Raw genomic sequence first — 24,745 nt, 5'->3', positions numbered from 1 at the left:
TATGACAAGTAAATGGAAATATTCGCCAGCTGATATCTTTGCTGCTGGCCCTGTTGTACCTGTATTGGTTATCAACGATGTGGAAAAGGCAGTTCCGCTAGCAAAAGCACTTATGGCCGGTGGTATTAAAGTATTGGAAGTAACCCTTCGTACGCCAGCTGCAATTGACGTAATTAAGCGTATTGCAGATGAAGTGCCTGATTCTCTTATTGGTGCTGGAACGGTAACAAATGCACAGCAGCTTAAAGCGGTTATTGAGGCGGGTGCCAAATTTGCAATTAGCCCTGGTATGACAGCTGATTTGCTAAAAGCGGGTATGGAAGCAGAAATTCCACTTATCCCAGGTATTTCTTCAACGTCTGAACTGATGAAAGGGAAAGATGCGGGTTACACCCATATGAAATTTTTCCCAGCCGAAGCGTCTGGTGGTGTGAAAGCGATTAAAGCGATCAGTGGCCCATTCCCTGAATTTACATTCTGCCCAACTGGCGGCATTGGCCCAGGTAATTACAACGATTACCTAGCCCTTAAGAATGTTGTTTGTGTTGGTGGTTCTTGGTTAGCACCAGATGATGCCATTGAGTCTGGAGATTGGGATCGTATTACGCAACTTGCTAAAGAAGCGGTTGCGGGTGCCAAGATTAGCTAATAAAAAGATAGTAAAAAGCCCCGATAATAGTGACTGATTATCGGGGCTTTTTTTATTTAAGATTATCAAGCACACCGCAAGCGGCTAAAGGGCTCGCTACCGCATTACACAGGCGTTATCGTTTGCACCATAGCGTGAGATTCACTTGGCTGTAGTGTCTTGCCCTTAGTGATAGACGACTCTACACACACCATATGTTTATAACCAAACGGATCCATATCAGAAATTGACGCAGCGCCTTGCCAAGGGTTCCATACCACCAACGAGTCGTGGCCTTTTGAGCCAACATCGGTAAAAGAGGTATCGTTTACCACAATAGATGCCTTTTCTACCGCGCTCATATGAATACGGTCGGTTTCACCGGTAAAAGTATAATTTTCAGGTGTGGGTTTTATCGCCCAGTCATCCAGTTTATCTTTATAGTCACCGGTTATACCGTCAAGGCGAACCGCTTGAATATGATCAACATGAAAGTAACTGTGTAACGCGCAGTTGTAAGTAAAAGGTACTACGCCTGTGTTTTCTGTAATTAACGATACGGTGAGGGCGTCACCTACAGTAATTGATAGGGTAACAGCACAGTCATGTTCAAACCCTTCTGCTCGCGTGAAAGATGGGGTAAGCGTAATATGCGTGCCAGTTTCATCTTCGCTTGATGATGTTAACTGCCACACTTGTGTGCGCAAAAAGCCATGGGCAGGCAGCTCACCTTTCGCTTTGCCATGGTCGTCACTAAACCATGGCCAACACACAGGTATTCCACCACGTATAGGGCGTTCACCGTTAAGGTAGGCATGGGGGCTCATCCATAAGCGTTCCTGCCCATCTCTTTTTGGAATAAAAGATAAAACATGTCCGCCAAATAAACTGATTTTTGCTGAACCGAGGTGGTTATCTACCTCTAAAAACGTCAATCCGTTTGATTCGCTTACTTGCAATGATTCTGTTGACATAAATCCTCCATGAAGCAACGTGTTGATTGTACCGTTGTCGAGATTTCCACAAGGTCTCGCATTCCCATTTAATAATGGCTTATTGTGCTATGAAAACAAAAAAGGTGCGAATAGTATTCGCACCTTTTTTCAATCTACAAACAATGTCTTCAATAACCGAGCAACCGGGTTGCCGTTATTGATACACCCGATTACTTAGAAATGTGAGCAACCAAGTCTAGAACTTTGTTCGAATAGCCCCATTCGTTGTCGTACCAAGAGATAACTTTTACGAATGTGTCGGTAAGTGCAATACCCGCTGTTGCATCAAAGATTGACGTATTAGCGTTGCCGATAAAGTCATTTGATACTACTGCGTCTTCAGTGTAGCTCATGATACCTTTAAGCTCGCCTTCAGACGCTTCTTTCATTGCCGCACAAATAGCGTCGTAGCTAGTTGGTGTAGCTAGGTTAACAGTAAGGTCAACCACTGAAACGTTTGGCGTAGGAACGCGGAAAGCCATACCCGTTAGTTTGCCGTTAAGCGCAGGAATAACTTTACCTACTGCTTTAGCTGCCCCCGTAGACGATGGAATGATGTTTTGGCCAGCGCCACGACCACCGCGCCAGTCTTTCATAGAAGGACCGTCAACGGTTTTCTGTGTAGCTGTAGTCGCGTGAACTGTTGTCATTAGGCCGTCTACAATACCGAACTTATCGTTAAGTACTTTAGCTAGAGGCGCTAGACAGTTAGTTGTGCACGATGCGTTTGAAACAATAGTTTCACCAGCGTAGCTTTCATCGTTAACACCCATAACGAACATAGGCGTGTCATCTTTAGAAGGTGCAGACATAACCACTTTCTTTGCACCCGCTTCGATGTGCTTAGCGGCAGTTTCTTTCGTTAAGAACAGACCTGTTGACTCAACTACCACGTCTACGTCTACTTCATTCCATTTAAGGTTAGAAGGATCTCTTTCAGAGGTGATGCGGATAGTTTTACCATTTACAACTAAGTCGTTGTTGTCTACTTTAACTTCACCGTCGAATAAACCGTGCGTCGAATCGTATTTTAACAAGTAGGCAATGTAATCTGTATCTAATAAGTCGTTAATAGCAACTACTTCGATGTCTTCACGGGCAGCAGCCGCACGCATTACTAAGCGACCAATGCGACCAAAACCGTTAATACCGATGCGAATTGTCATGACGTACCTCGATTATTTTTGAATATGAAAATAAATTACGTAAAGTATGGATCAAAATGCCATAATTGGCAAAACAAAAACGCTAAACTGTTGGAAAATTACGAACAACAGCTTATGCAATCGTATTCAGTTTTCATAGCGCGACTGTTTCTAGAATAATGTTAATATTTTGTACGTATAAGCAAATTTGCTTAGTGCAAATCAAGCGTGCCTCTCACAGGAATACAGGAACAAGTTACGATGACACAAGATCTTCTGCAACAACTGGTTGAAATGCGTGGAATAGAGACTCAATACGTCGACGCATGGGGCAAACCAGCAACCATCGCAGAGTCAAGTAAAGCCAAATTACTTAACGTGCTGGGTTATGACACCGCCAGTGAAGAAAAGATTCAGTCGCAAATTATAGACGACATTAGCTCAGTATGGTTATCTCCTTTGAACCCTGTTCAAGTGGTTCGTAGCGATGAAGCTATTGTTATCGTTGTGCGCCTACCTATAGAGCTTGTAAACGATGAACATGTCATTACAGTTCACTGTGAAAACGGAAAAATTGAAAAACATACGTTTACACCGGTAGACCAAGAAATGACGACCATGGCGCACATCGATGAGGTGGAGTTCCATGAATACGTAGTATCGTTGCCACTTAACTTACCGCTTGGTTATCACACCATAGCGTTAAGTGCAGACGATGATCAGTTTGCCGAGTCTCGCATTATTGTTGCGCCAAAAGCCTGCTACACCCCAGAGCCTATTGCCGCTGGCAAAAAGATTTGGGGATTAAGCGTGCAGCTTTATTGTGTGCGTAGTGAGAAAAACTGGGGAATAGGGGATTTCACCGACCTTGCAACGCTAATTGAAAAAGCAGCTGGCGTAGGGGCAGATTTTATCGGGCTTAATCCTATTCATGCACTTTATCCTGCCAATCCAGACGCGTGTTCTCCTTATGGTCCTAGTTCTCGCCGCTGGCTAAACTACTTATACATTGATGCGTCTGCTATTGAAGGTTTTGATGACGAAAGTGTTCAGGCCGTTGTGAATGCTGACGAGTTCCAAAACACGCTGACTCATGCCCGTGAAACAGAACACGTAGATTATGAGGCTGTCGCTCATATTAAATTGGCAGCGTTAAAAGCAGTGTTTGATGTTTACGATACTCGTCATCTTCGTAAAAATACCAAGCAAAATAAAGCATTCAAAGCGTTTGTTGCCGAAGGCGGTGAAAGCTTAGATATGCTAGCGGTATACGATGCGCTTCAATCTCACCTTAAAGCGAAAGGGAAAGACTGTTGGGGATGGCCTGTATTCCCTGAAGAATACAAAGATTACCATAACCCCGCCGTTGCGAAATTTAAAAAAGCCAATGCTAGCGAAGTTAAGTTCTACCTATTCTTGCAATGGATAGCGGCGCAACAGTTAGAAGCGGCAAGCAGCAAAGCCACTGACTGTGGTATGACAATTGGTTTATATCGAGATCTTGCTGTAGGGGTGAGTGAAGGTAGCGCTGAAATTTGGGGCAACAAAGATTTATACTGCACTGATGCAAGCGTAGGTGCTCCGCCTGATATCTTAGGGCCGTTGGGGCAAAACTGGGGTCTTCCTCCAATGGATCCTCGCAAGCTTTATGAACAAGCTTACCAACCTATTATCGACTTGTTTTCAGCCAATATGGCGTCGTCAGGCTCGCTTCGTATTGACCACGTAATGGCTCTGCTACGTTTGTGGTGGGTAGTGAAAGGTGATGATGCGAAAGAGGGCGGTTATGTGTATTACCCGGTTGATGATTTATTGGGTATCTTAGCCCTCGAAAGTCATCGTAACCAAAGCTTAGTTATCGGCGAAGATTTAGGCACCGTGCCTGAAGAAATTCGCAGTAAGTTGGCAGACAATGGTGTGTACTCATACCGAGTTTTCTTCTTTGAGCAAGCAGAAGACGGTGGTTTCTTCTCGCCAAGCCATTACCCTGTGCAGTCTATGTCTACGCTCACCACGCACGACATGCCTACGCTTATTGGCTACTGGCACTGCTTAGATTTGGCGTTAGGCAAAGACATTGGTCTTTACCCTACAGAGGAAATTCTGCAATCCCTTTATACCGACCGTCACGCGAATAAACAGTCTATATTAGACTCGCTACATGGCCATCACTCGGTAGCAGATAATGTGGGTAGAGATGTTAACGCTACAGGCATGACAGCAGAACTTAGTAAAGGTATGCAAGTGCATATGGCTGGCGGTTCAAGTGCTTTGTTAAGCTTACAGTTAGAAGATTGGTTACAAATGGACAAGCCAGTGAATATTCCAGGTACTTTCAACGAGTACCCTAACTGGCGTAGAAAGCTGACCAGGAATGTTGAGGCTATTTTCGAGACTCATGATATAACAGAGTTGGCAGCTCAATTAACGCAAGCACGTAAACAAGCCGGTGCTTAAGTTATAGTTTTCATTTTTTAAAATGAATATGTTGGCGTGCAAATACGCACGCCTTTGCCTAATATTAGGGCAGTAAACCCGCGTTTTCTTGCGGGTTTTTAATAGGAGTAGCAGATGCAGGTAACGCGGATAAAACAGATAGCGCAGCAATTAGAACATGCAACATGTTCTCAGCCGTTTTCCGTTCTTGGGCCAATTGAAACAGGAAGTAAAACTAAGATTCGAGTATGGCGTCCAGACGCTTCATCCATCGAAATAAGTTGGCCAGATACCGCATTGCCGAAGGTTATGCTGAAACCACTCAATGAAGCTGGTTTATTTGAAGGTGAAATCACAAAATCCCAAAGCGCACAAGTTTACTCGGTGACGATCACCACTAAAGCGGATAGCTACACCTATTGTGACCCTTATCAATTCGCTGAAAATGCTTATCATGCTGTACATTACATCGACAGCAAACCAGAGAATTTGTATCACCAAGCCGGTGCACAGCTCATTACCGTTACGCCTGATGAAGGCGAAGCAATCGCTGCCACCCGTTTTTGCGTTTACGCGCCAAACGCCTCGTCAGTTTCATTAATTGGAGACTTTAACCAATGGGACGGGCGCTTACACCCCATGGAAAAAACCTCACTGGGGTATTGGGTATTAGTGGTTCCAAACTTAGGCGAAGGCGAACGCTACAAATACCAAATTAAAGATGCTCACGGGCATGAATTACCGCACAAAACCGACCCACTAGGGTTTAGCGCAGAGCAATATCCTTCTCATGCATCAAAAATTTTTGACCACGAAAAATACCAATGGAACGACGATGCATGGCTAGCATCCCGTAAACAAAATAAATACGCAAACCCCATGAGTATTTACGAAGTGCACCTAGGCTCGTGGAAACGCCCTGGTGCAGACAGCGGGCAGCGTTATTTAACTTACGAAGAGTTGGCCGAAGACCTCATTCCTTACGCAAAAGAGATGGGCTACACCCACCTTGAGTTATTACCCGTTTCAGAGTTTCCGTTTGATGGGTCGTGGGGATATCAGCCGGTTGGCATGTTCGCGCCAACCAGCCGTTTTGGTAACCCAGATGCCTTTAAATACTTTGTCGATAAATGCCACCAAGCTGGTTTAGGGGTAATTATTGATTGGGTACCTGCGCATTTCCCAGAAGACGGCCATGGTCTTGCTCGCTTTGATGGCAGCCATGTTTATGAATATGAAGATCCAAGACGCGGTTGGCATCCTGATTGGAATTCGTGCATCTATGATTTTGGTAAGCAAACCGTTCGCCAGTTTCTCGTCGCCAATGCATTATTCTGGTTAGACAAGTTTCATGTGGATGGATTAAGAGTAGATGCGGTTGCCTCTATGCTTTATCTCGACTACTCCCGCAATGAAGGCGAATGGATACCGAATGTCGACGGTGGAAACGAGAATTACGAAGCTATCAGCCTGCTGCGCTGGATGAATGAAGAAGTGTATAAGCACTACCCTGATGCCATGACTATTGCCGAAGAGTCGACTTCTTTTCCAAAAGTGTCACGACCTGTGTTTGAAGGCGGGTTAGGTTTTGGCTTTAAATGGAATATGGGTTGGATGCACGATTCTTTAACCTATATTGCTAAAGATCCTGCTTACCGTAATTATCATCATGGCGAAATTACTTTCAGCATGGTTTACGCGTTTGACGAGAACTTTGTACTGCCAATATCTCACGATGAAGTGGTACACGGTAAAGGTAGCTTATTACACAAAATGCCCGGTGATGAATGGCAACAAGCCGCTAACTTACGTTGTTATGCTGGCTTTATGTTTGGTCACCCAGGTAAGAAATTAAGCTTCATGGGTAATGAATTTGCACAAAGCAAAGAATGGAACCACGACACCAGCTTAGATTGGCACCTTCTTGAACATAAAAAGCACAAGGGTATTCAAAGCTTGTATAAAGCCTTGAATCAGTTTTATACCCACACTCCTGCCATGTACGAACAAGATCACAGTCATAATGGTTTTGCATGGATTGACCATGAAAATGCTGACCAAAGTGTGGTGTCTTTTGTGCGCACGTCTTTAGATGGTAAGCAAAAAGTATATGTAATTTGTAACTTTACGCCTATTCCTAGAGAACATTACCGTGTAGGTGTAGATGGGGCAGGTGAGTTGGCGCTTGCACTAAATACAGATAGTCAGGTATTTTGGGGTAGCGATTATCCTGTGGACGGCCATGTCACGCCTACTCCGATAGCATGGAATAACCGAGACCACTCAGTTAGTATTAATTTACCCCCATTATCTACCGTATTTTACATCACGAAATAGGAATTACGTTGGACGCGAAACAGAATGTCACAGAGACAAGCCATGTTTTATTGGGTGAAGCGTTTCCACTAGGAGCAACGCCCTATGATGATGGGTGTAACTTTGCAGTTTATGCACCAGATGCAAAAGCAGTGGCGCTATGTCTTTTTCACAACGATACCGAAGAGCCGATGGAAGAAATATTGTTGCCTGAAAAAAGCGGCGATATTTGGCATGGTTTCTTTCCCAATGTAAAAGCAGGCCATCTGTATGGTTACCGTGTAGAGCGTGGTGAAGGGCAACTTCACGGCGTTCCTACCGATAAACTACTTATCGACCCTTATGCGAAAAAACTCAGTAGACCGATTCATTGGGATGCAAGGCAATATAAATTCGACTCGCAATTTATGGTGCCTAAGTGTGTGGTGGTGGCTGACGCCGATTACCCTGAAAGTGCTATTCGCAAAGTAAACGTTTTAAAACACAAACGTATTGTTTATGAAGCGCATGTGAAAGGGTTAACCAAGTTACACCCCGATGTGCCGAAAGAACACAGAGGCAAATACCTTGGGGCAAGCCACCCTGCGGTTATTGCTCACCTAAAAGCGTTAGGCATTACTACCGTTCAGTTCATGCCGATGTGTTCGTTTATGCCAGAGCCTTACATTACGGAAAAAGGGTTAACCAACTATTGGGGCTACAACCCGGTTAACTTTTTTGCACCTGAACCTCGCTATGCAAACAAAGATGCGTTGGCCGAAATTAAGCATATGGTTGATGAATACCATAAAGCGGGGCTTGAGGTGATTGTAGATGTAGTTTACAACCACACGGCAGAGGGCGGTAAAGGCGGCCCTATTTTGTCCTATAAAGGTTTCTGCCCTTACCAAGCGTACTTGCTAGAGCAAACTAAGCGGGGAGAGTTGGTTTATTCGAATCACTCTGGCTGCGGTAATACAGTGCATACCTCTCATCCTTATATGATGACCCTCATTTTAGACGCTATGCGTTTTTGGGCAACCACTATCGGTGTAGATGGCTTTCGTTTTGACTTGGCCGTAACCCTGGGGCGCGAGCCTCAAGCCTACAACAAATATGCTGGTCTGATTCGTGCCATCGGACAAGACCCTGTTTTAAAGCAAACTGTATTGCTGGCCGAGCCTTGGGACATTGGTCTTGGTGGCTATCAGGTGGGCAACTTCCCCACGCCTTGGCTTGAAGTGAATGATAAGTACCGAGACACCGCGCGGGCGTTTTGGCGCGGAGATGAAGGTTTAGCAGCCGATTTTGCTACTCGCTTTATGGGGTCTCGCGACTTATTTCATAAAGGCTACCGTCATATTTCTACATCGGTGAATAACATCACCTACCACGATGGTTTTACGCTGCATGATTTAGTAAGTTATGCAGACCGACATAATCTCGCTAACCTGGAAGAAAATCGAGATGGCCACGGGCATAACTTATCAGCTAACTATGGGGTTGAAGGTGAAACCCAAGACAAAAATATACTGGCGCTACGTGAACGGCAGAAGCGAAATTTATTCGCCACGCTTATTTTCTCGCAAGGCACGCCGCATATTTTAGGTGGCGACGAGCTAAGTCGAACGCAAAACGGTAACAACAACGCCTATTGCCAAGATAATCCAATTAGTTGGACGCAATGGGAAATGAACAAGCGTCAGCAAGATTTCCTTAGTTTTTGTCAGTATGTTATTCGCCTAAAACAAGGTTCTACCTTGTTAAGCGAGATAAAACTAGAAGATGACCCTTACTCGTTATCGAAAAATGTCAGCCAAATTAATTGGTTCAAACCTGATGGCACCGATAAAGCGTCTGAAGATTGGAACGCGGCACACAATAAAGCTTTTGGTGTAGAAATCAGAGGCTGCGCGGTGGGTGAGCAAACCCCAGAGCATTGGTTTATGTGTGTAAATGCCAGTGACAACGACGTGAGATTTAATTTGCCAAGTTTGTCACCCAAAGGAGGTTGGACGTTGCATTTAGATACCCGTTACGCTTCACTCAGCGAGCAACCTAAAATCTGTATTCAGAAGGTCTTTTTACAAGCGGGTAAGTCTCTTACTTTGTTTAGTTTTAACGAATTTACCTCGTAAGCTTTACCTCTGACGAAAAAAATAGCATACCGAACGGATATCGGCACGGTATGCTGTTCTTTATTGGTACAGGTGGTATTATGCTCTCCCATCTGAATGTGAGGGTTTTTCTATGCAAAATGAAGGTGGAAGTAAGCACGCCACAACAGCGTGTGATATTGGTTTTATCGGTTTAGGCGTAATGGGTAATAACCTTACAATGAACTTGGTAGACCACGGTTATCGAGTAGCATGTTTCGATTTAGATCAGCACAAGGTCGATGCTATTCTTGCAAAAGACGCCAGTGAGCGAGATGCCAACGCTGAACCTCGCGTAGAAGGTTGTAGCTCTTACACCGAATTACTCAGCAAACTAAAAGCCCCTCATCTTATTATTCTTTCTGTTCCAGCTGGCGACCCTGTCGACCATGTATGTAATCATCTTATTGATGCGGGTATTCATGCCGACGATATCGTGGTTGATACCGGTAATAGCTTGTGGACAGACTCCGTTGCCCGCGAAGAGCAATACAAAGGCAAATTTATCTTCTTTTCTACTGCCGTTTCTGGTGGTGAAGTAGGGGCGCGCTTTGGGCCATCATTAATGCCATCGGGCAATCCCTATGCGTGGACCCGTATTGAGCCTGTACTTAAAGCGATTGCCGCGAAGGTCGATCCTGAAACGGGTAAGCCGCTTGAGAGTTTCGTGCCAGGTAAACCAATATTAGAAGGTGAGCCATGTGCCACCTATATTGGCCCAGTTGGCGCAGGCCATTATGTAAAAATGGTACATAACGGTATTGAATATGCCGATATGCAGCTAATTTGTGAAACCTATCATGTGATGCGCGAAGCATTGCAAATGTCGCCTTCTGACATTGCAGCCGTATTTAGACGCTGGAATGAAGGTAAGCTAAATAGCTACCTAATGGAAATTAGCGCCGAAGTGCTCGACCAACTTGACCCTGATACCCAGCAGCCTCTTGTTGATGTAATTCTTGATAGAGCAGGACAAAAAGGCACTGGACTGTGGACTGCGGTAAGTGCATTGCAAGTGGGTAGCCCAGCCCAAACTATTACGTCTGCCGTTTTTGCGCGCAGTATTTCTAGCTTGAAAGATGAGCGTGTGGCAGCAAGTAAGGTGCTTAGTGGCCCTGAACCTGTTGTTCATTCTGATGAGCAAAAAGAAGACATCATTAATAAACTAGAGCAAGCGTTATACTGCTCTAAAATTTGTGCTTATGCACAAGGCTTCCAGCTAATGGCTATTGCTGCCAAAGAACACGGTTGGCAGTTAGAGTTTGGTGAAATTGCCAAGATTTGGCGTGCAGGCTGTATTATCCGCGCGGTGTTCTTGCAGTCTATCTCTAAGGCATACGAAAACAACGAAGAGTTGTCGAACTTGCTGATGGACCCTTTCTTTGCCAATCAAATTTCTGAGTTCCAATCTGATTGGCGTCAATCAATTGCGCAAGCCACTATTGCTGGTGTGCCGTGCCCCGCTATGATGTCATCGTTGAGCTATTATGATTCATATCGCACCGCAGTATTACCGGCTAACTTGCTACAAGGTCAACGAGACTTTTTCGGTGCCCATACATACCAACGTGTAGATAAGCCTGCGGGTAAAAAGTATCACTTAGAATGGAGTGATCCCCAACGTCCGCAAACTTCTATAAAACGCTAAACGGTTCCTGTACCAATTTAAAAGGTGTGCTAGGTTCTATTGGCGCACCTTTTTTCTTTATGACGCCTGAATTTAGGAGAAATTATGTCTGAGCAAAAATGGCAAGACACACTGTCAGAAGAAGAATACCGGGTGTGCCGCAATGCGGGGACAGAACGACCTTTTACTGGGGCATTGTTAGATGAAGCCCGAGAAGGAACCTATGTTTGTAAGTGCTGTGGTGCTGATTTGTTTTCATCACAAACCAAGTTTGATGCTGGTTGTGGCTGGCCCTCTTTCTTTCAACAACTTGAAAACGATAACGTAGGTTACCGAGACGACAATACCCATGGTATGCATCGCGTAGAGATTTTCTGTAAACAATGTGATTCCCATTTAGGGCATGTGTTTCCAGACGGGCCAGAGCCAAGCGGGCAGCGCTATTGTGTAAATTCAATTTCACTGACGTTTAAAGGTAATGGTGATGTTGTGGTGAAAGGCTAAACATAAGCGCCGTAGCTAATACGTTGAGTAAATGATTTTCACAAGGTAAACAGTCGAACAAAAAATATACAGTTATGATTGCCTTGATGTTTGAAATAAAAAAATCCGCCTTTATTTGGCGGATTTTTTCTTTTTTTAACACTTATTTTATACGAAAAAAATGTAATTCATTTTCATTATCACAGTCTATTTAGCTTAAGTGCGCTTGCATCGAACTGGCTATTATCAAGGGCAGAGACAATATCACTAACCACGCTGTCTAAAATATCAACCGGTAAATTAAACTTTTGACCGATTGATTCCCGCCTAGCTGAGGGTATTTTTTCGTCAAAGTATTCACCTACGCCTAGCCATACATAAGCCATTCTGTAGTTTTCTTTATCCATGCCTAACGACACCAATGATAGGTAAACCGCACTGTCTATGTCATCGGCATCCTTGTACAGGCTTAGCGCTTTATACAAGGTATCGATAGTGCGCTCAGGATCGGTCTTAATTTGCGCCGAGGCCAAAGAGATGAGCAACTCAGGATCGTTAACTTTGTTACTCGCGACATAGCGCTCAAACCGGTGAAATGCCTCTTTATCATTGTGACGAGACCAATGGTAGTAAGAAAGGTGAGGGTCAAGGGAACGTTTAGTTTCACGCGCTAATCGGGTAAGTTCGCGTTGAGCAGTAATTACTCCCTTAAGGCGGGTGGCTTCTTTGCCTTTACGTTTCACGTGTTCAATATGCTGAACTTCTTCCACACACACTAAGTAATCTTCAAACGCCAATAACAGTGGGTATTTGAACGCATCTGAGGTATCTGCTTGGTGGTTGTATCTCAACCTAATAATATCGGCACGTTCATGACGACAACGTGCATCTAGGCTCAAATCTAAACACATCTCACTGTGGGTTTCGCAAATTTCACTAATAGTCGGTTCGAACCAATTGCTACATCCAGACAACATGACGGTCATCGATAGCGTGGCAATAACATTTTTATAACCTGTTGGAAAATTACTAAATAAAGTGCCTAGAACTGGCGAATTTTGTGATTTCATGAAATTTATCAACAATTTGGTCATCCTTGTTTGTTTCTTTAAGATACTGCTCGTCACCGTCAGACGAAATCTTCACCTAGTGTACCCTAAAATATTAAAAAACTGACGTGTCACATACCGTTAATTTACGTCGATAAAGGCAAAAACATGAACCAACAGTTTGAGCAGGAATTACAAAGCAGCTGGCAAGAGCGTCAGGAATACGCGGAAATGATGTTGCCCCTTATCGGTAAGCTATACCGAAATAGCGCAGTAGAAATTTCAGTTTATGGCCGCTCTTTATTAAATGCCAGTGCGACTGATGTGATAAAAGCGCATCGCAAAGTACGCTTGCACGAGGGAGTAAAATTGCGACTTCGGGAGAGTTTCCCAATTTTACTCGCGCTAAGTGAAATGCAGATTGCCCCTGCTCAAATTGACATTGGTAAATTGGCCTTCGACTTTAATTACGGTTCGGCGGTAGACAATGACGACTTAAATGCATTTTTAAGTGAGAAGTTAGGCGACGTGATTGATAAAGAGGACGAGCAGAAGCCTCAAGACGTTGTACTTTATGGCTTTGGTCGTATAGGTCGTTTATTAGCCCGTTTATTAATAGAGCGCCAAGGTAAAAACAACAAACTACGTTTACGTGCCATTGTGGTACGTGGTGGGCGCGATGGCGATTTAGAAAAACGTGCTAGCTTGCTTCGCCGCGACTCAGTGCACGGGCCATTTAATGGCAGTATCTCTATTGATCATGAACGCAATGCATTAAAAGCAAACGGCTCATTTATTCAAGTGATTTACGCTAACAGCCCAGACGAGGTTGATTACACGCAATACGGTATCGACAACGCTATTATTGTTGATAACACCGGTATTTGGCGTGACCGCGATGGTTTAGGTCTACACCTTAAAGCGAAGGGGGCGTCTAAAGCCGTACTAACGGCACCAGGTAAAGGCGATATTAAAAATATCGTTCATGGTGTTAACCATGAAGAGATCACGCCAGACGATACCATTCTTTCAGCTGCAAGTTGTACTACCAATGCGATTACGCCTGTGCTTAAAGCGTTAGATGAAGAATACGGCATTGAAGACGGTCATGTTGAAACTGTGCATTCATACACGAATGATCAAAACCTCATTGATAACTACCATAAGGGTGACAGACGTGGTCGCAGTGCGCCGCTTAATATGGTTATTACCGAAACGGGTGCAGCGAAAGCGGTATCGAAAGCTTACCCTAAGCTTGCTGGCAAGCTAACCGGTAACGCTATTCGCGTGCCTACGCCGAATGTATCATTGGCTATTTTGAACCTTAACTTAGCGAAAGGCACAGATAGAGTGGCAGTGAATGAATTCTTACGGGATGCCGCACTCTTTTCTAGCTTGCAACACCAAATTGATTACACGGCCAGTAAAGAGATTGTGTCTACTGATCTGGTTGGCTCACGAGCAGCGTCAGTGGTTGACTCCCAAGCAACTATTGTAGCCGATAAACGCCTTACTCTTTATGTTTGGTACGATAACGAGTTTGGTTATAGCTGCCAGGTAATGCGTGTTATCCGCGATATGGCAGGGCTCAGTTTCCCTACATTGCCGCTTTAATATTCAATTTGAATAAAAAACCGACCACCTAGGGTCGGTTTTTTATTTGTGTAAACAAAACCGTGCCTTCAAGTGGCATAAATAGCGCATTGGCACATGGTATTTGTGTTGCTGACTATGCTAAATTAGCGCTCAAATAAAGAGGGAAACGACAGTTTATGCATATTTCTAGTCTATTCGACAGCGGTAATATTGAGGTGCTAAGCGCACAATCACCCGAAGACATTCGTCTTGCTATACCTAAAGATAATCAATCTGAATTTGCTCAATGGTTTCACTTTCGCTTAGTTGGCGAGTCGTTCGTTACCCATACAATGACCATCACCGACTTGGCTAAGTCGGCCTATCCAGAGGGTTGGAAAGGCTACAATGTGCTTGCTTCATACGATCGCCAAACCTGGTTTCGTATTCCCAGCGAGTTTGATGGCGATAACCTCACATTCTCACTAACACTCGAACAGCCTAGCGTTTATTTCGCTTACTTCATCCCTTATAGCTACGAAAGGCATCTTGACCTAGTGCACGATGCGCAAATGTCATTGCTATGTGAACATCGCTTTCTAGGTTTAACTCTAGATGGTCGCGATATGTCCATGCTAGTGATTGGCGAAGAAACGCCTAATAAGAAAAAGGTGTGGGTTACAGCCCGACAGCATCCAGGTGAGACCATGGCACAGTGGTGTGCAGAAGGTCTCATTTACCGTTTGCTTGATGAGCAAGACGGACTGGCGCGACAATTGCTGGATAACGCAGTGTTCTACGTAGTCCCCAACATGAATCCTGACGGTAGTGCACGCGGTCATTTGCGTACCAACGCGGTAGGCACTAATTTAAACCGTGAGTGGGCAACCCCTAGTGCTGATAAAAGCCCAGAAGTGCTTTATGTGATGGATGCAATGGAAAAAATTGGCGTAGATATGTTTGTCGATTTGCACGGTGATGAAGCACTGCCGTACAATTTTGTGGCAGGCTGTGAAGGTAACCCAAGTTACTCTGACGAAATTAAAGCGTTAGAGAACACCTTTAAAGATGCATTGTTAAATGCAACGCCAGAGTTCCAAGACGAGTTCGGTTACGATAAAGACGCGCCAGGTGAGGGGAACCTAACCGTGGCAGCCAATGCAGTAGGTGAGAAGTTTAATTGCATGTCTTACACCGTTGAAATGCCGTTTAAAGACAACGCAGATGTACCAGATGAAATTTACGGCTGGTCTGTTCAGCGCAGCAGACAGCTTGGCGAGGATTTACTTATTGCCGTAAATGCCGTAGTAAAGAAGTTAAATGCTTAAACGTTAAATTAGCATCACAAAAAAGCCCCTTTTCAACGGGGCTTTATTAATAAATACAATAATAGAAATCATAACAACAAGATAATAAAGGGGTGATACCTTGGAAGGGTTATATAGTTTTCTCGTCATACTGGATGGTTTTTTAGGCGGCGCAGGGTGGTTTCCTTACGTATTGCTAGGTGTAGGTTTATTCTTCACTATCTACCTTAAATTCCCTCAAATTCGTTTTTTCAAACACGCATGGCAAGTAGTAACTGGCAAGTTCGACAAAGAGAGCGATCCAGGTGATACCACACACTTCCGCGCACTTACTACCGCGTTATCAGGTACGGTTGGTACCGGTAATATCAGTGGTGTAGCGTTTGCTATATTCTTGGGTGGTCCAGCAGCGTTGTTCTGGATGTGGGTTACCGCCTTTTTAGGTATGACAACGAAATTCGTTGAGGTAACCCTTTCTCACAAATACCGTGTGAAAACCGAAGATGGCACCATGGCGGGTGGTCCCATGTATTACATGGACAGACGCTTAAACATGAAATGGTTAGCGGTAGCTTTCGCCATTGCCACTGTAGTGAGTTCATTCGGAACAGGTAACTTGCCGCAAAGTAACGGTATTGCGCAAAGTATTGAAGCCACGTTTGGTTTCGAGCCTTGGGCAGTAGGTAGCGTGCTAGGTATTTTACTTGCGCTTGTTATCCTTGGTGGTATTCAACGCATTGCTGCCTTTACTGCGCGAGTCGTGCCGGTAATGGCGGTTATTTACCTTATTGGTGCGTTAGCGGTAATTTTCGCGAACGTTGAAAATATTATTCCTTCTTTCGCTGCGGTAGTTAAAGATGCATTTACAGGGTCTGCGGCTGCAGGGGGCTTCTTAGGGGCGTCACTTGCGTATGCATTTAATCGTGGTGTAAACCGTGGTTTGTTCTCGAACGAAGCGGGTCAAGGTTCTGCACCCATTGCTCATGCTGCGGCGAAAACCAAAGAGCCAGCGTCTGAAGGTATGGTGTCGCTACTTGAACCTTTCATCGATACCATCATTATCTGTACGGTGACTGGTTTGGTTATCTTGTCTTCTGGTGTATGGAAAGAAAAGCATGAAAACGTATTTGACCGTTCAGACATGTTCTTCGTTCAAGGCCAATATGATGACAGCGATCAGGCCGATGTCGATAAACTTTACGGTTACCTGAACGATGTAGAAGGTAACGAGATAAAAGCGTACACAGGTAGCATCACGGTAGTAAATGGCACTGCGGTTAGCGATGGTTTTACCTTGTTAAATTCACGCTCAGTTGCTGAAGATGTTAAATACAACATTGGTAGCGAAGACTTGTTTACCGGTACGTTAAAAATCGAAGAGGGTAAACCAGTACGAGACAACCTAGAAGTAAGCGGTAAATCATTGGTGCACTCTGCTGCACTAACGACCATTGCCTTTACACGCGGATATTTCGGTAACTTCGGCCAATACATAGTATCCATCGGGCTTATGCTGTTTGCGTTCTCAACTGCTATTGCGTGGTCGTATTACGGTGACAGGGCGATGACCTACTTGCTCGGCCCCCGCTCGGTAATGCCATATCGTGTTATTTACGTAGCTGGCTTTGTGTGGGCTGCCTTTTCTGATACCACATTAGTATGGGCACTGTCGGCAGTGGCCATTGTGGTAATGACTTTACCTAACCTATTTGGTATTGTGCTGCTCAGTAAAGAAATGAAAGAAACCGTTAATGATTATTGGTCTAGACATAAAAAATAATCGTTAGTGTGAATGGGTGTGTAAGCCAACGTGGTAGCCTTTTAAGTTTGGCTTTCACACCACAAATTCAATTAAATTATATTAATGCTCATCTGCCTTTGAATAGGCTTTGCAATACGCATTTCAATACGTAAAATACTCACCTCTAAAACCAATGCTACCTGGTTATTTTCGCATCATTCCTACAGGAGCAAATTATGGCACTCGTTGACTGCCCATCGTGCAATAAAAAAACGTCTGACAAAGCAAAAATATGCCCGCATTGTGATTTCAAAATAGGCGATGCTTCCTCAGAAGATATTGAACGTAAGAAAAATCTACAAAAATTCAAAAAGTTACAGAGCATTCAAAATCAATCGCTTATTGCCATGATCATATTTGTGGCGGGATTCGGTTTTATGTATTGGGGCGGAACAAGACCCGGCGACTTGCAACATAATCTCGCTATTGTAGCCAGTATTGCAGGCTTCGTGTGGTATCTTGTCAACCGCGTAAGAATTGTACTTATTAAACGATTCCGTTCATGAATATAGAAGTATTACTAAATAGTATGACGCCAGAGGTGTACGAACGTCTGCGTCAATCGGTGGAAACCGGTAAATGGCTTGATGGTACGCCGTTAAGTGAAGACCAGAAAGCCAGCTGCATGCAAGCAGTTATGCTGTATCAAGCAAAAATTGAGAAATCGTCGGAACATATGACGGTAAATGAAAGCGGCGAAATAGTGCATAAAAGTAAATCAGATTTTAAACGTGCACTTTCCAAGCAAGAAGATGATAACAACACTATAGCGCGGTTTAAACAGGATGATATTTAGTCGGTTCTTTGCTCCTTCTCACACCAGTCAGAATCCCGAAAAAAGACTGGAAGCCATTCAAAACCTGTCACCGGAAAAGCCTACAGACAAAACAATTTTACATGAATTGGCATTTAACGATGCCAATGCTGATGTCAGCCTTGCAGCCTTAAGCAAATTAAATACTTTTGTATTGTGGCTTAAAATGTCACAAAGCGCGCAACATGCGAAAGTGAAAAAAATTGCTGAACGCACCGTTGAAGCCGCATTGATGGGGCAGGGTGATGTCAATATAAACGCGAATGAAAAAGCTTCATTCTTGCGCGAAAGTGCCAATGGTGAATTAATTCAGACCGTGTTGGTTAATGACGCAAGTTTGTTGGCAGACAAAAGCTTAGTAATGACATTGCTTAACAAAGTCGATAAGCCTGCTTTTACTCAAACCATTTTTCTTCAACATGCAGATAACGCACTGCAACAAGCTATTTTAGCCACAATTGAAGATAGTAGTGTGCTACAAAAGCTGGAAAAGAAATGCCGAGATAATGCTATTCACGGTGCTATCGTTGCAAAACTTCAGCTATTAAAAGCGCAAGCTGAAAAGCCTATTGAGTTAATGCGACGTGTTACTTTATGTTTGTCTAAGTACCAAGCGTTGGTAGATAAATCAGATGTTGAAGATATTGATAAGCGCCAAGTTAAATTGTTAGGTGAATATAACGACTTAATGTCAGATGCATCGATATTAAGTGCAGAAGATAAGACGGCAGTAGACGCTAAGTTCGCCCGTATTAGCGAAAAAGTAACACGTCACTTATCGCGTATTCGACCTGAGTGGGAAGCGCAAAAAGCGGCAAAAGAAAAAGCTGAGATAGAAGCCCTCTGTAAGCAGCACTTATCGCATGCCACAACGCAAGTTAATTGGCTTTATGGTGAGCGTTTATGCGAGGCGACTCTTGCTGATGTAGCGGTGGTTAATGAATCGGTACGCGCGTTAGAAGTAAGTGCTGATCACATGGCTTCATTAGGTGGCAGCGCCAAACTGCTTGATGAAGTTCGAGCTGGCATTGCGGCATTAAACAACAGTTTAGAAGCCTTTTCGATGCAACAGCAGTACGGCCAAAAACTTTTGATTTGTTTGTCTCAAGTGGAATCCCTTGCAGAAGAATCTAAGCAGCAGGCGGCAGGTACGCCTATTGAACCAGCAAAAAGTGCCCAAGACGTTAAAGTAAAAGGTGAAAAAGAACAAACTGCTGAAGTGTCAAAAGCTGCAAGCACTGATGCAATTGAAAGTGACTCTGTTGAAGACCAAGCTATTCAAAACAAAGCCATTCAAGATCAAGATTTTGAAGACAAGAACGTTAGCCAGAAAGCGCCAGAATCGATTGAGGCTGAATTTAAAGCGTTAAGTGAAAAGTATCATAATTTACGCAATGAACTCATTTCAGTACCAAGCGCCCTTAATAAGCGCTGGCATGCAGCTTCGCGCGTTTTCAGTCAGAAAAAACAAGCTAAAAAAGCAGAAGTAGACCACGCGCTTCGTCAGTGCAGAAAACAAATCAGTGTGGTTGACAACTTGATTGCCCAAGGTAAGTACCGCGCGGCTATTACCAAGTTTGAAAAGCTATCTGCAAGCTTCGAATCTATGCCTGAGAATGTGAAAAAACAATTGGCTAAGCGTTTTGAGAAAACCGCTGAAGATATTGCTCACCTTGAAGGCTGGCAAGATTATATCGCGGCGCCTAGAAAACCTGCACTGGTAGAGGAAGCTCAGGCATTAGCGGCTAGCCCTGTTGAAGATATTAAACAGCGCGGTGAAGCAATTCGTTATTTACGCCAGCAGTGGCTTTCGTTAGGCGCTGGTAGCGACGATGACACACAACAAAGTGCTTTCGACGCTGCTTTAGAACTTGCGTTTCAACCTTGTCGCGAACATTACGCAGCATTGGATGCAGAGCGTGAGAAAGCGCTTAAAGCTCGTCAGGCATTGATTGATCAAGTTGCCGCCATCGATTTGTCACAAGACGAAGCTGTGCTGGCTAAAGTGTTCGATAGAACCGTTAAACAATGGCATGAGTGTGGCCAAGTTGAAAAGCGTGATTACGAGTCGTTAAAGCAACGTTGGAATAAAACCATTAGCCCGCTGCAAACGAAAGTGAACCAGTGGCATGGGATGAATAAAAAAGCAAAGCAGGAACTCGTTGCTCAAGCATCAGCGCTGTCAGTACAAGAGGATATTGCTAGTGCCACTGAAACAGCGCAGCAGTTGCAACACAATTGGAAATCCATAGGCCATGCCGGTAAGCGTGATGAAAGCCGATTGTGGCGTGAGTTTCGCCTGGCGAATGATGCATTGTTTGGACGCTTAAAAGAGCAGCGTAAGGCACAGTCATCTGCATTTGATGAAACCTTAAATACCCTTTTTACTCAATTAAATGCCATTGACTCGGAATCTGATGAATCAACGATTGCTAGTTCAATTCAGGATATTGAAACGCAAGCGAAAGATTTGCCTGGTGCAATGCGTGCAAAACTTGATAAGAAAATAACCGTTATTCAAAAGCAACAGCAAACACGTGCTCAGCAGCGCCACGTACGTAAAGTACAGCAGCGTGCTCAATCGGTTATTACAGTGTTAAGCGAAAGTTTGAGGGCAGGCGATTTTACTAGCATCAGTGATGATGACGCTGACCTACTAGGGAAGCGTTGGAAGTCTGCGCTGTCTAAACCTACACCTGTTCAACAAAGTCGTCATTGGCTAACCGTTGCTTTGGAAGCGGCTACTGATATACCAAGCCCCCAAAGCGATAGCAGTATGCGAACCAATGTACAGCTAACCATGATGACAGCGAAACTAGAGAAAGGTGAGAGCCTATCTCCTGCGCAGTTGTTGGAAGATTGGATTGCGCATGGCAAAGTCGATGACCAAGAGACGCATTTACTTGAACGAGTAGTGAATGTATTGGATAACAACCCAGAGGTGGTTGCTTAAAATGAAAAGCCAAGTTGAGTTTGGTTTTGCCAGTGAAATGACGGCATATCGTTTTATCAACACGGTTAAACACATGGATGTTGATTCACTTGTCGTGAAGTTTGGACGCAGTGATCGTCACGTGTTGATATCTTACCGTTATGCGGTAGCTGAGTTTGATAGAACGTTATCAGAGTTAGACGATTTAGCGCGAGAGCTTGGCGGGGAAGAAGTATAAAAAAAAGCTGATGGACAAAGTCCATCAGCTTTTCTCGTAATAAAGCGTGAATTAACAGTCTTTATCTTCGGCGTTTGCGCCTTCTTTAACATCTTCACAAGCATCTTCTACTGCGTTGCCTGCGTCTGTTACAATTTCGTCTAGCTCTTCACCAGCGTTTTCTGCTTCACCGTCACCGCATGCGGCAAGTGTTAGTGCGAATGTACCAGCTGCTAAAAGTTTCAATAATGATTTCTGTGAGATCATGTCCGTTCTCCTGTTTCCTAAAAGTATCTTAAAGATATTGAAAATATCTAAAAGCGTAATAAATTTATGCTCGTGGTGACCGACCGCGTAAGGCATTCGCGACTAGTGAAATGACTAGTAAGGCGATGAACACAAAGAATAAAAATTGTGCGATACCTGTTGCTGCACCTGCGATGCCGCCAAAACCAAAAACTGCTGCAATAATGGCGATAATGAAAAAAGTAATTGCCCAACCTAACATAGCTAAATCCTCTTTTTGCTCCGTTACTGACATAGATACTAATGCGAACTCCGTGCCTAAATGGTAAGCTTCTGATTTAAATGATTTTAATCTTATCTTGCGCTACTTTTTACTAATGAATTCTTCGTAGGGTAAACAAGGTTTACAGAGCATTTGCACTTTTTACATGGCCGAGGCGGGTAGGAAGCAAAGAAGCATTCACGATTTGCAGATGCTACTATCACTTTTTAACTCTCGTTATTCTAAAGGGCGCGAAATGGCAAAAACTCACTCCGCATTTATAGGTTTAATGCAACGGGCAAGAAATGTGAAACGATGGCCCTTGATGGCACAGTTTCAAGAAGAGATGTTGTCTACACATATCTACGAAGCCTCTATGGTAGCGCATATGTTAGGCGCAATAGCTGCGGATGTGTTTAACGAAGATGTTGACCCTGACCGAGTTGCTGCTATGGCTATATTTCATGAAGGTAGCGAAATTGCGGGTATGAGTGATATTCCAAGCCCGGTGAAATACCACGATCCTGAAACTACTGCGGCTATTAAAAAGTTAGAGCGTCGGTTTGAGGCTATGCTGATTCAAACCTTGCCTGAGCCGCTACAGAAGCGCTACCAGCCCTTAATAGAACAAGATAAAGATGATGTTCACGTTCGACTTGCTAAAGCCGCTGATGTGCTATGTGCGTATCTTAAATGTGATTATGAGTTGTCGAAATCGAATTCAGAGTTTTCAAATGCCATGGACGAAATGGAAGTGCAATTGAAGCAGTACCGAGAAAGATTTCAGTCAGTAGAGTACTTTTGCAAAGTATTCTTAGAAGATGCCAAGGGTACTTTGGACGAACAAACTAAAGATCTTGATTGGGTAGAACGAGCCAATACATTACATTTAGATTCAGAGCAAAATTAAACGAAATCATATATAGCTTCGAGGGCTTAAAACAAAACGACCGCCACTTGGCGGTCGTGTTATCAAAATTTACGTATTTCTGTTCGAATCATGCCTATTTAGCGTTATCAGCCTGGTTAGCAAGAATTTCTTCAACAGACATCACGTTTTTCCCTAAACTACCTTGGGTATTGCTCATTCTTACCAGAATAGAAAAGTAAACGTCGTTAATCTGTGTCTGCGTCACCGTGTTTTGCCCCTGACCTGGCACGGGCTGTGCCACCTCGGTACATCCTGACATAGTGCATTGCTGATTGGTGGCAAACGGTTGGGGCTCATCTGTATTGTGGGTTACTGCTCTGGCCATGACGGCCTTTTTATCAACATCAGTTTTGACGATAGCCAACCATTCATAATTATGTTTTTTTGCAAGTTCAGCGGCTCTTCGCAACGCGAATTGCTGAATAACATCCGCAGGTGTGCGATCTGTGGCTTTAAATAATACTCGATATTCATTGTCGGTTAGTTGAACGCTAGAGTACCCGTATCCTTCTTTAGTGACCGCTGATTTATAAGGTGTTGGTGAGGCGATAGGGGTGGTTGTGCAAGCGGTAACAAATAAACTGCATGCTAAAGCCGCTATTTTCATTTTTGTTGGTAGGCGCATGGTAATTCCTAGTATTAATTGTAGTGACTATTATTTTAGGAACGAAAGTGCGGTGGTGCGCACGAAAGTCATAATAGCTTGATTTCTTTTGCTCTTGGGGGCGTCAGTTTTTATGCCCTTGTAAGCCCCTGCAGCAACAATACCTAATAATACTTCAGGTTTGCCCATTAGCAGTCGACAGTCTCGCTTCGCCTCTTCAAGTGATTCTTCAGCGTGATGTTTTTGAGCTAGGTAATTATGTTGGCACTGCCTAATGTCCTCCAAGTTCTTTTTCAGAAAAATATTCATGATAAGTGCTCCTTAGTTTTAGACTCACTGACGGCAATCCCGTTTGCTGCTATTTAGTTAAAGACTGCATTAACGTGCTAAGCCGCTTTATATTAATAAAACGGAATGCACTTTGCGCATGCATAAATGCGATAACACTTAATACACTATTAACGAGTAACAATATAACCATAATAAGCAATGCAGGCATACCAGCATGATGCATCGCTAACCCAATACATGAATTGAGCAAAATCCAGCAAAAACCACCTAATGCAAATGCGGTAAGTGCGCCAAATATGCTGACAAAAATAGATTTGGTAATGAGTTGAAGTTCAGCGTTAACCAAGTCGATTAAGGCAAAACCTTGATATTTCTTTTGCGTGAAAAGCGCTTTAAAAGAAGAAAGCGCCTCTTCAAAAGCAATGTCTGGGGGAATGTCGTTAGACGACTCGGTTGAAGCGCCGTTTGTGCGTTGCTGGTGAATGCGAAATGTCGCCTGACCTCTCGGAGAAGTCAGGCGAAACGGATTTTCGCTGCTCAGCGTGTATGTGGCACTACGAAAATCTGGTAGAGTTTCCATGCTTTATTTCTTGCGAAATAATGAAGTAACTAACATACCTGCTGCGAAGGCCATACCAGCAGTTGCCAATGGATTCTCGATAGCGTACTTACGTACGCCAGAGGCCTGCCATTTTTGCTCAGCTAAACGTTTTCGTTCAGACATGTTGTCCGCAGAGCGGCTTGCCGTGTTACGAATATTGTCCTCAGCTACGGCCGCACTATCAGCCAGTTTATCAACTGACGAATGAAGTGTTTCTTTTAACTGATCCGTGACTGGGTGACTAGGCTCAGTTACGCTATTCACTTTCGCTGTTTTAGGCGTAGTAGTTTGTGTCGCCATAGTACTCTCCTTAAGTTTGCTAGATTGCACATAGAGAGTTGCAACGCTTG

The 24,745-nt window shown here is 43.9% G+C and carries 23 protein-coding genes; 14 read left to right on the top strand and 9 right to left on the bottom strand.

Translation table 11 applies throughout. The features are described 5' to 3' along the window. The first annotated feature begins 1 nt into the window (after nt 1). Entirely contained in the window at nt 2–649 is a 648-nt protein-coding gene (locus tag AVL57_RS11625) for a bifunctional 4-hydroxy-2-oxoglutarate aldolase/2-dehydro-3-deoxy-phosphogluconate aldolase (protein ID WP_057791201.1), read from the top strand. 104 nt (nt 650–753) lie between these two features. Here AVL57_RS11625 and AVL57_RS11620 read toward each other — a convergent pair whose 3' ends face one another. Beyond that, entirely contained in the window at nt 754–1,602 is an 849-nt protein-coding gene (locus AVL57_RS11620; protein ID WP_057791202.1) for a D-hexose-6-phosphate mutarotase, read from the bottom strand. Between the two features lie 191 nt (nt 1,603–1,793). After that, nucleotides 1,794–2,789, bottom strand: coding sequence for a type I glyceraldehyde-3-phosphate dehydrogenase (gene gap / locus AVL57_RS11615; protein WP_057791204.1), 996 nt, complete (start codon nt 2,787–2,789; stop codon nt 1,794–1,796). Nucleotides 2,790–3,029: 240 nt separating this feature from the next. Between gap and malQ the strand changes: the two genes are divergently transcribed. The 5 genes from malQ to msrB all read left to right on the top strand — a co-directional run bounded on the left by malQ (nt 3,030) and on the right by msrB (nt 11,786). Continuing rightward, on the top strand, nt 3,030–5,225 hold the full coding sequence (gene malQ, locus AVL57_RS11610; RefSeq protein WP_057791206.1) for a 4-alpha-glucanotransferase: 2,196 nt from the start codon (nt 3,030–3,032) through the stop codon (nt 5,223–5,225). A gap of 114 nt (nt 5,226–5,339) precedes the next feature. Next, on the top strand, nt 5,340–7,541 hold the full coding sequence (gene glgB / locus AVL57_RS11605) for a 1,4-alpha-glucan branching protein GlgB (protein ID WP_057791208.1): 2,202 nt from the start codon (nt 5,340–5,342) through the stop codon (nt 7,539–7,541). Between the two features lie 8 nt (nt 7,542–7,549). Continuing rightward, nucleotides 7,550–9,637, top strand: coding sequence for a glycogen debranching protein GlgX (glgX, locus tag AVL57_RS11600; protein WP_057791210.1), 2,088 nt, complete (start codon nt 7,550–7,552; stop codon nt 9,635–9,637). 112 nt (nt 9,638–9,749) lie between these two features. Continuing rightward, nucleotides 9,750–11,303: an NADP-dependent phosphogluconate dehydrogenase gene (gnd, locus tag AVL57_RS11595; RefSeq protein ID WP_057791213.1), complete on the top strand. Its 1,554-nt coding sequence runs from the start codon at nt 9,750–9,752 to the stop codon at nt 11,301–11,303. An 84-nt stretch (nt 11,304–11,387) separates the two neighbouring features. Then, nucleotides 11,388–11,786: a peptide-methionine (R)-S-oxide reductase MsrB gene (msrB, locus tag AVL57_RS11590; RefSeq protein ID WP_057791215.1), complete on the top strand. Its 399-nt coding sequence runs from the start codon at nt 11,388–11,390 to the stop codon at nt 11,784–11,786. A gap of 179 nt (nt 11,787–11,965) precedes the next feature. Here msrB and AVL57_RS11585 read toward each other — a convergent pair whose 3' ends face one another. Continuing rightward, on the bottom strand, nt 11,966–12,835 hold the full coding sequence (locus tag AVL57_RS11585; RefSeq protein WP_231519009.1) for a DUF2989 domain-containing protein: 870 nt from the start codon (nt 12,833–12,835) through the stop codon (nt 11,966–11,968). 147 nt (nt 12,836–12,982) lie between these two features. On the opposite strand from AVL57_RS11585, the gene AVL57_RS11580 reads away from it, so the two are divergent. From AVL57_RS11580 to AVL57_RS11550, 7 genes are all read left to right on the top strand, one after another. Further along, the gene (locus AVL57_RS11580; RefSeq protein ID WP_057791217.1) at nt 12,983–14,428 is read left to right on the top strand and encodes a glyceraldehyde-3-phosphate dehydrogenase; all 1,446 of its coding nucleotides are present in this window, start codon (nt 12,983–12,985) and stop codon (nt 14,426–14,428) included. 158 nt (nt 14,429–14,586) lie between these two features. After that, on the top strand, nt 14,587–15,717 hold the full coding sequence (locus AVL57_RS11575; RefSeq protein WP_057791219.1) for a M14 family metallopeptidase: 1,131 nt from the start codon (nt 14,587–14,589) through the stop codon (nt 15,715–15,717). A gap of 100 nt (nt 15,718–15,817) precedes the next feature. Further along, on the top strand, nt 15,818–17,476 hold the full coding sequence (locus tag AVL57_RS11570) for an alanine/glycine:cation symporter family protein (protein ID WP_057791221.1): 1,659 nt from the start codon (nt 15,818–15,820) through the stop codon (nt 17,474–17,476). A gap of 197 nt (nt 17,477–17,673) precedes the next feature. Next, nucleotides 17,674–18,003 carry a M48 family metalloprotease gene (locus AVL57_RS11565; protein ID WP_013783656.1) on the top strand — a complete coding sequence of 110 codons (330 nt, stop codon included), beginning with the start codon at nt 17,674–17,676 and terminating at the stop codon, nt 18,001–18,003. After that, the gene (locus AVL57_RS11560; protein ID WP_013783657.1) at nt 18,000–18,293 is read left to right on the top strand and encodes a YeaC family protein; all 294 of its coding nucleotides are present in this window, start codon (nt 18,000–18,002) and stop codon (nt 18,291–18,293) included. Before AVL57_RS11565 ends, AVL57_RS11560 begins: the two co-directional genes overlap by 4 nt. Beyond that, entirely contained in the window at nt 18,283–21,264 is a 2,982-nt protein-coding gene (locus AVL57_RS11555) for a DUF349 domain-containing protein (protein ID WP_057791223.1), read from the top strand. Before AVL57_RS11560 ends, AVL57_RS11555 begins: the two co-directional genes overlap by 11 nt. Nucleotide 21,265: 1 nt before the next feature. After that, nucleotides 21,266–21,481, top strand: a complete 216-nt coding sequence (locus tag AVL57_RS11550; protein WP_057791225.1) for a hypothetical protein — start codon at nt 21,266–21,268, stop codon at nt 21,479–21,481. A gap of 51 nt (nt 21,482–21,532) precedes the next feature. On the opposite strand, the gene AVL57_RS11545 is transcribed toward AVL57_RS11550, so the two are convergent. Together AVL57_RS11545 and AVL57_RS11540 are read right to left on the bottom strand one after the other, a co-directional pair. After that, nucleotides 21,533–21,727: a hypothetical protein gene (locus AVL57_RS11545; RefSeq protein ID WP_057791228.1), complete on the bottom strand. Its 195-nt coding sequence runs from the start codon at nt 21,725–21,727 to the stop codon at nt 21,533–21,535. 64 nt (nt 21,728–21,791) lie between these two features. Continuing rightward, nucleotides 21,792–21,968, bottom strand: a complete 177-nt coding sequence (locus AVL57_RS11540) for a DUF1328 domain-containing protein (protein WP_041452796.1) — start codon at nt 21,966–21,968, stop codon at nt 21,792–21,794. Nucleotides 21,969–22,224: 256 nt separating this feature from the next. On the opposite strand from AVL57_RS11540, the gene yfbR reads away from it, so the two are divergent. Further along, complete coding sequence (gene yfbR / locus AVL57_RS11535; protein ID WP_057796075.1) at nt 22,225–22,878, top strand: 5'-deoxynucleotidase; 654 nt, start codon at nt 22,225–22,227, stop codon at nt 22,876–22,878. Nucleotides 22,879–22,972: 94 nt separating this feature from the next. On the opposite strand, the gene AVL57_RS11530 is transcribed toward yfbR, so the two are convergent. Genes AVL57_RS11530 through AVL57_RS11515 form a run of 4 tightly spaced genes read right to left on the bottom strand, consistent with a single transcriptional unit; the run spans nt 22,973 to nt 24,695 of the window. Beyond that, on the bottom strand, nt 22,973–23,524 hold the full coding sequence (locus tag AVL57_RS11530) for a CC0125/CC1285 family lipoprotein (protein WP_057791230.1): 552 nt from the start codon (nt 23,522–23,524) through the stop codon (nt 22,973–22,975). A 30-nt stretch (nt 23,525–23,554) separates the two neighbouring features. Next, nucleotides 23,555–23,812, bottom strand: a complete 258-nt coding sequence (locus tag AVL57_RS11525) for a hypothetical protein (RefSeq protein ID WP_057791232.1) — start codon at nt 23,810–23,812, stop codon at nt 23,555–23,557. Between the two features lie 49 nt (nt 23,813–23,861). Beyond that, nucleotides 23,862–24,374 carry a hypothetical protein gene (locus AVL57_RS11520; RefSeq protein WP_057791234.1) on the bottom strand — a complete coding sequence of 171 codons (513 nt, stop codon included), beginning with the start codon at nt 24,372–24,374 and terminating at the stop codon, nt 23,862–23,864. A 3-nt stretch (nt 24,375–24,377) separates the two neighbouring features. Further along, nucleotides 24,378–24,695, bottom strand: a complete 318-nt coding sequence (locus AVL57_RS11515) for a hypothetical protein (protein WP_057791236.1) — start codon at nt 24,693–24,695, stop codon at nt 24,378–24,380. Nucleotides 24,696–24,745 lie beyond the last annotated feature (50 nt).

It is taken from the genome of Alteromonas stellipolaris (assembly GCF_001562115.1).
Lineage (GTDB): Bacteria > Pseudomonadota > Gammaproteobacteria > Enterobacterales > Alteromonadaceae > Alteromonas > Alteromonas stellipolaris.
This window is presented reverse-complemented; position numbering and strand designations above follow the sequence as displayed.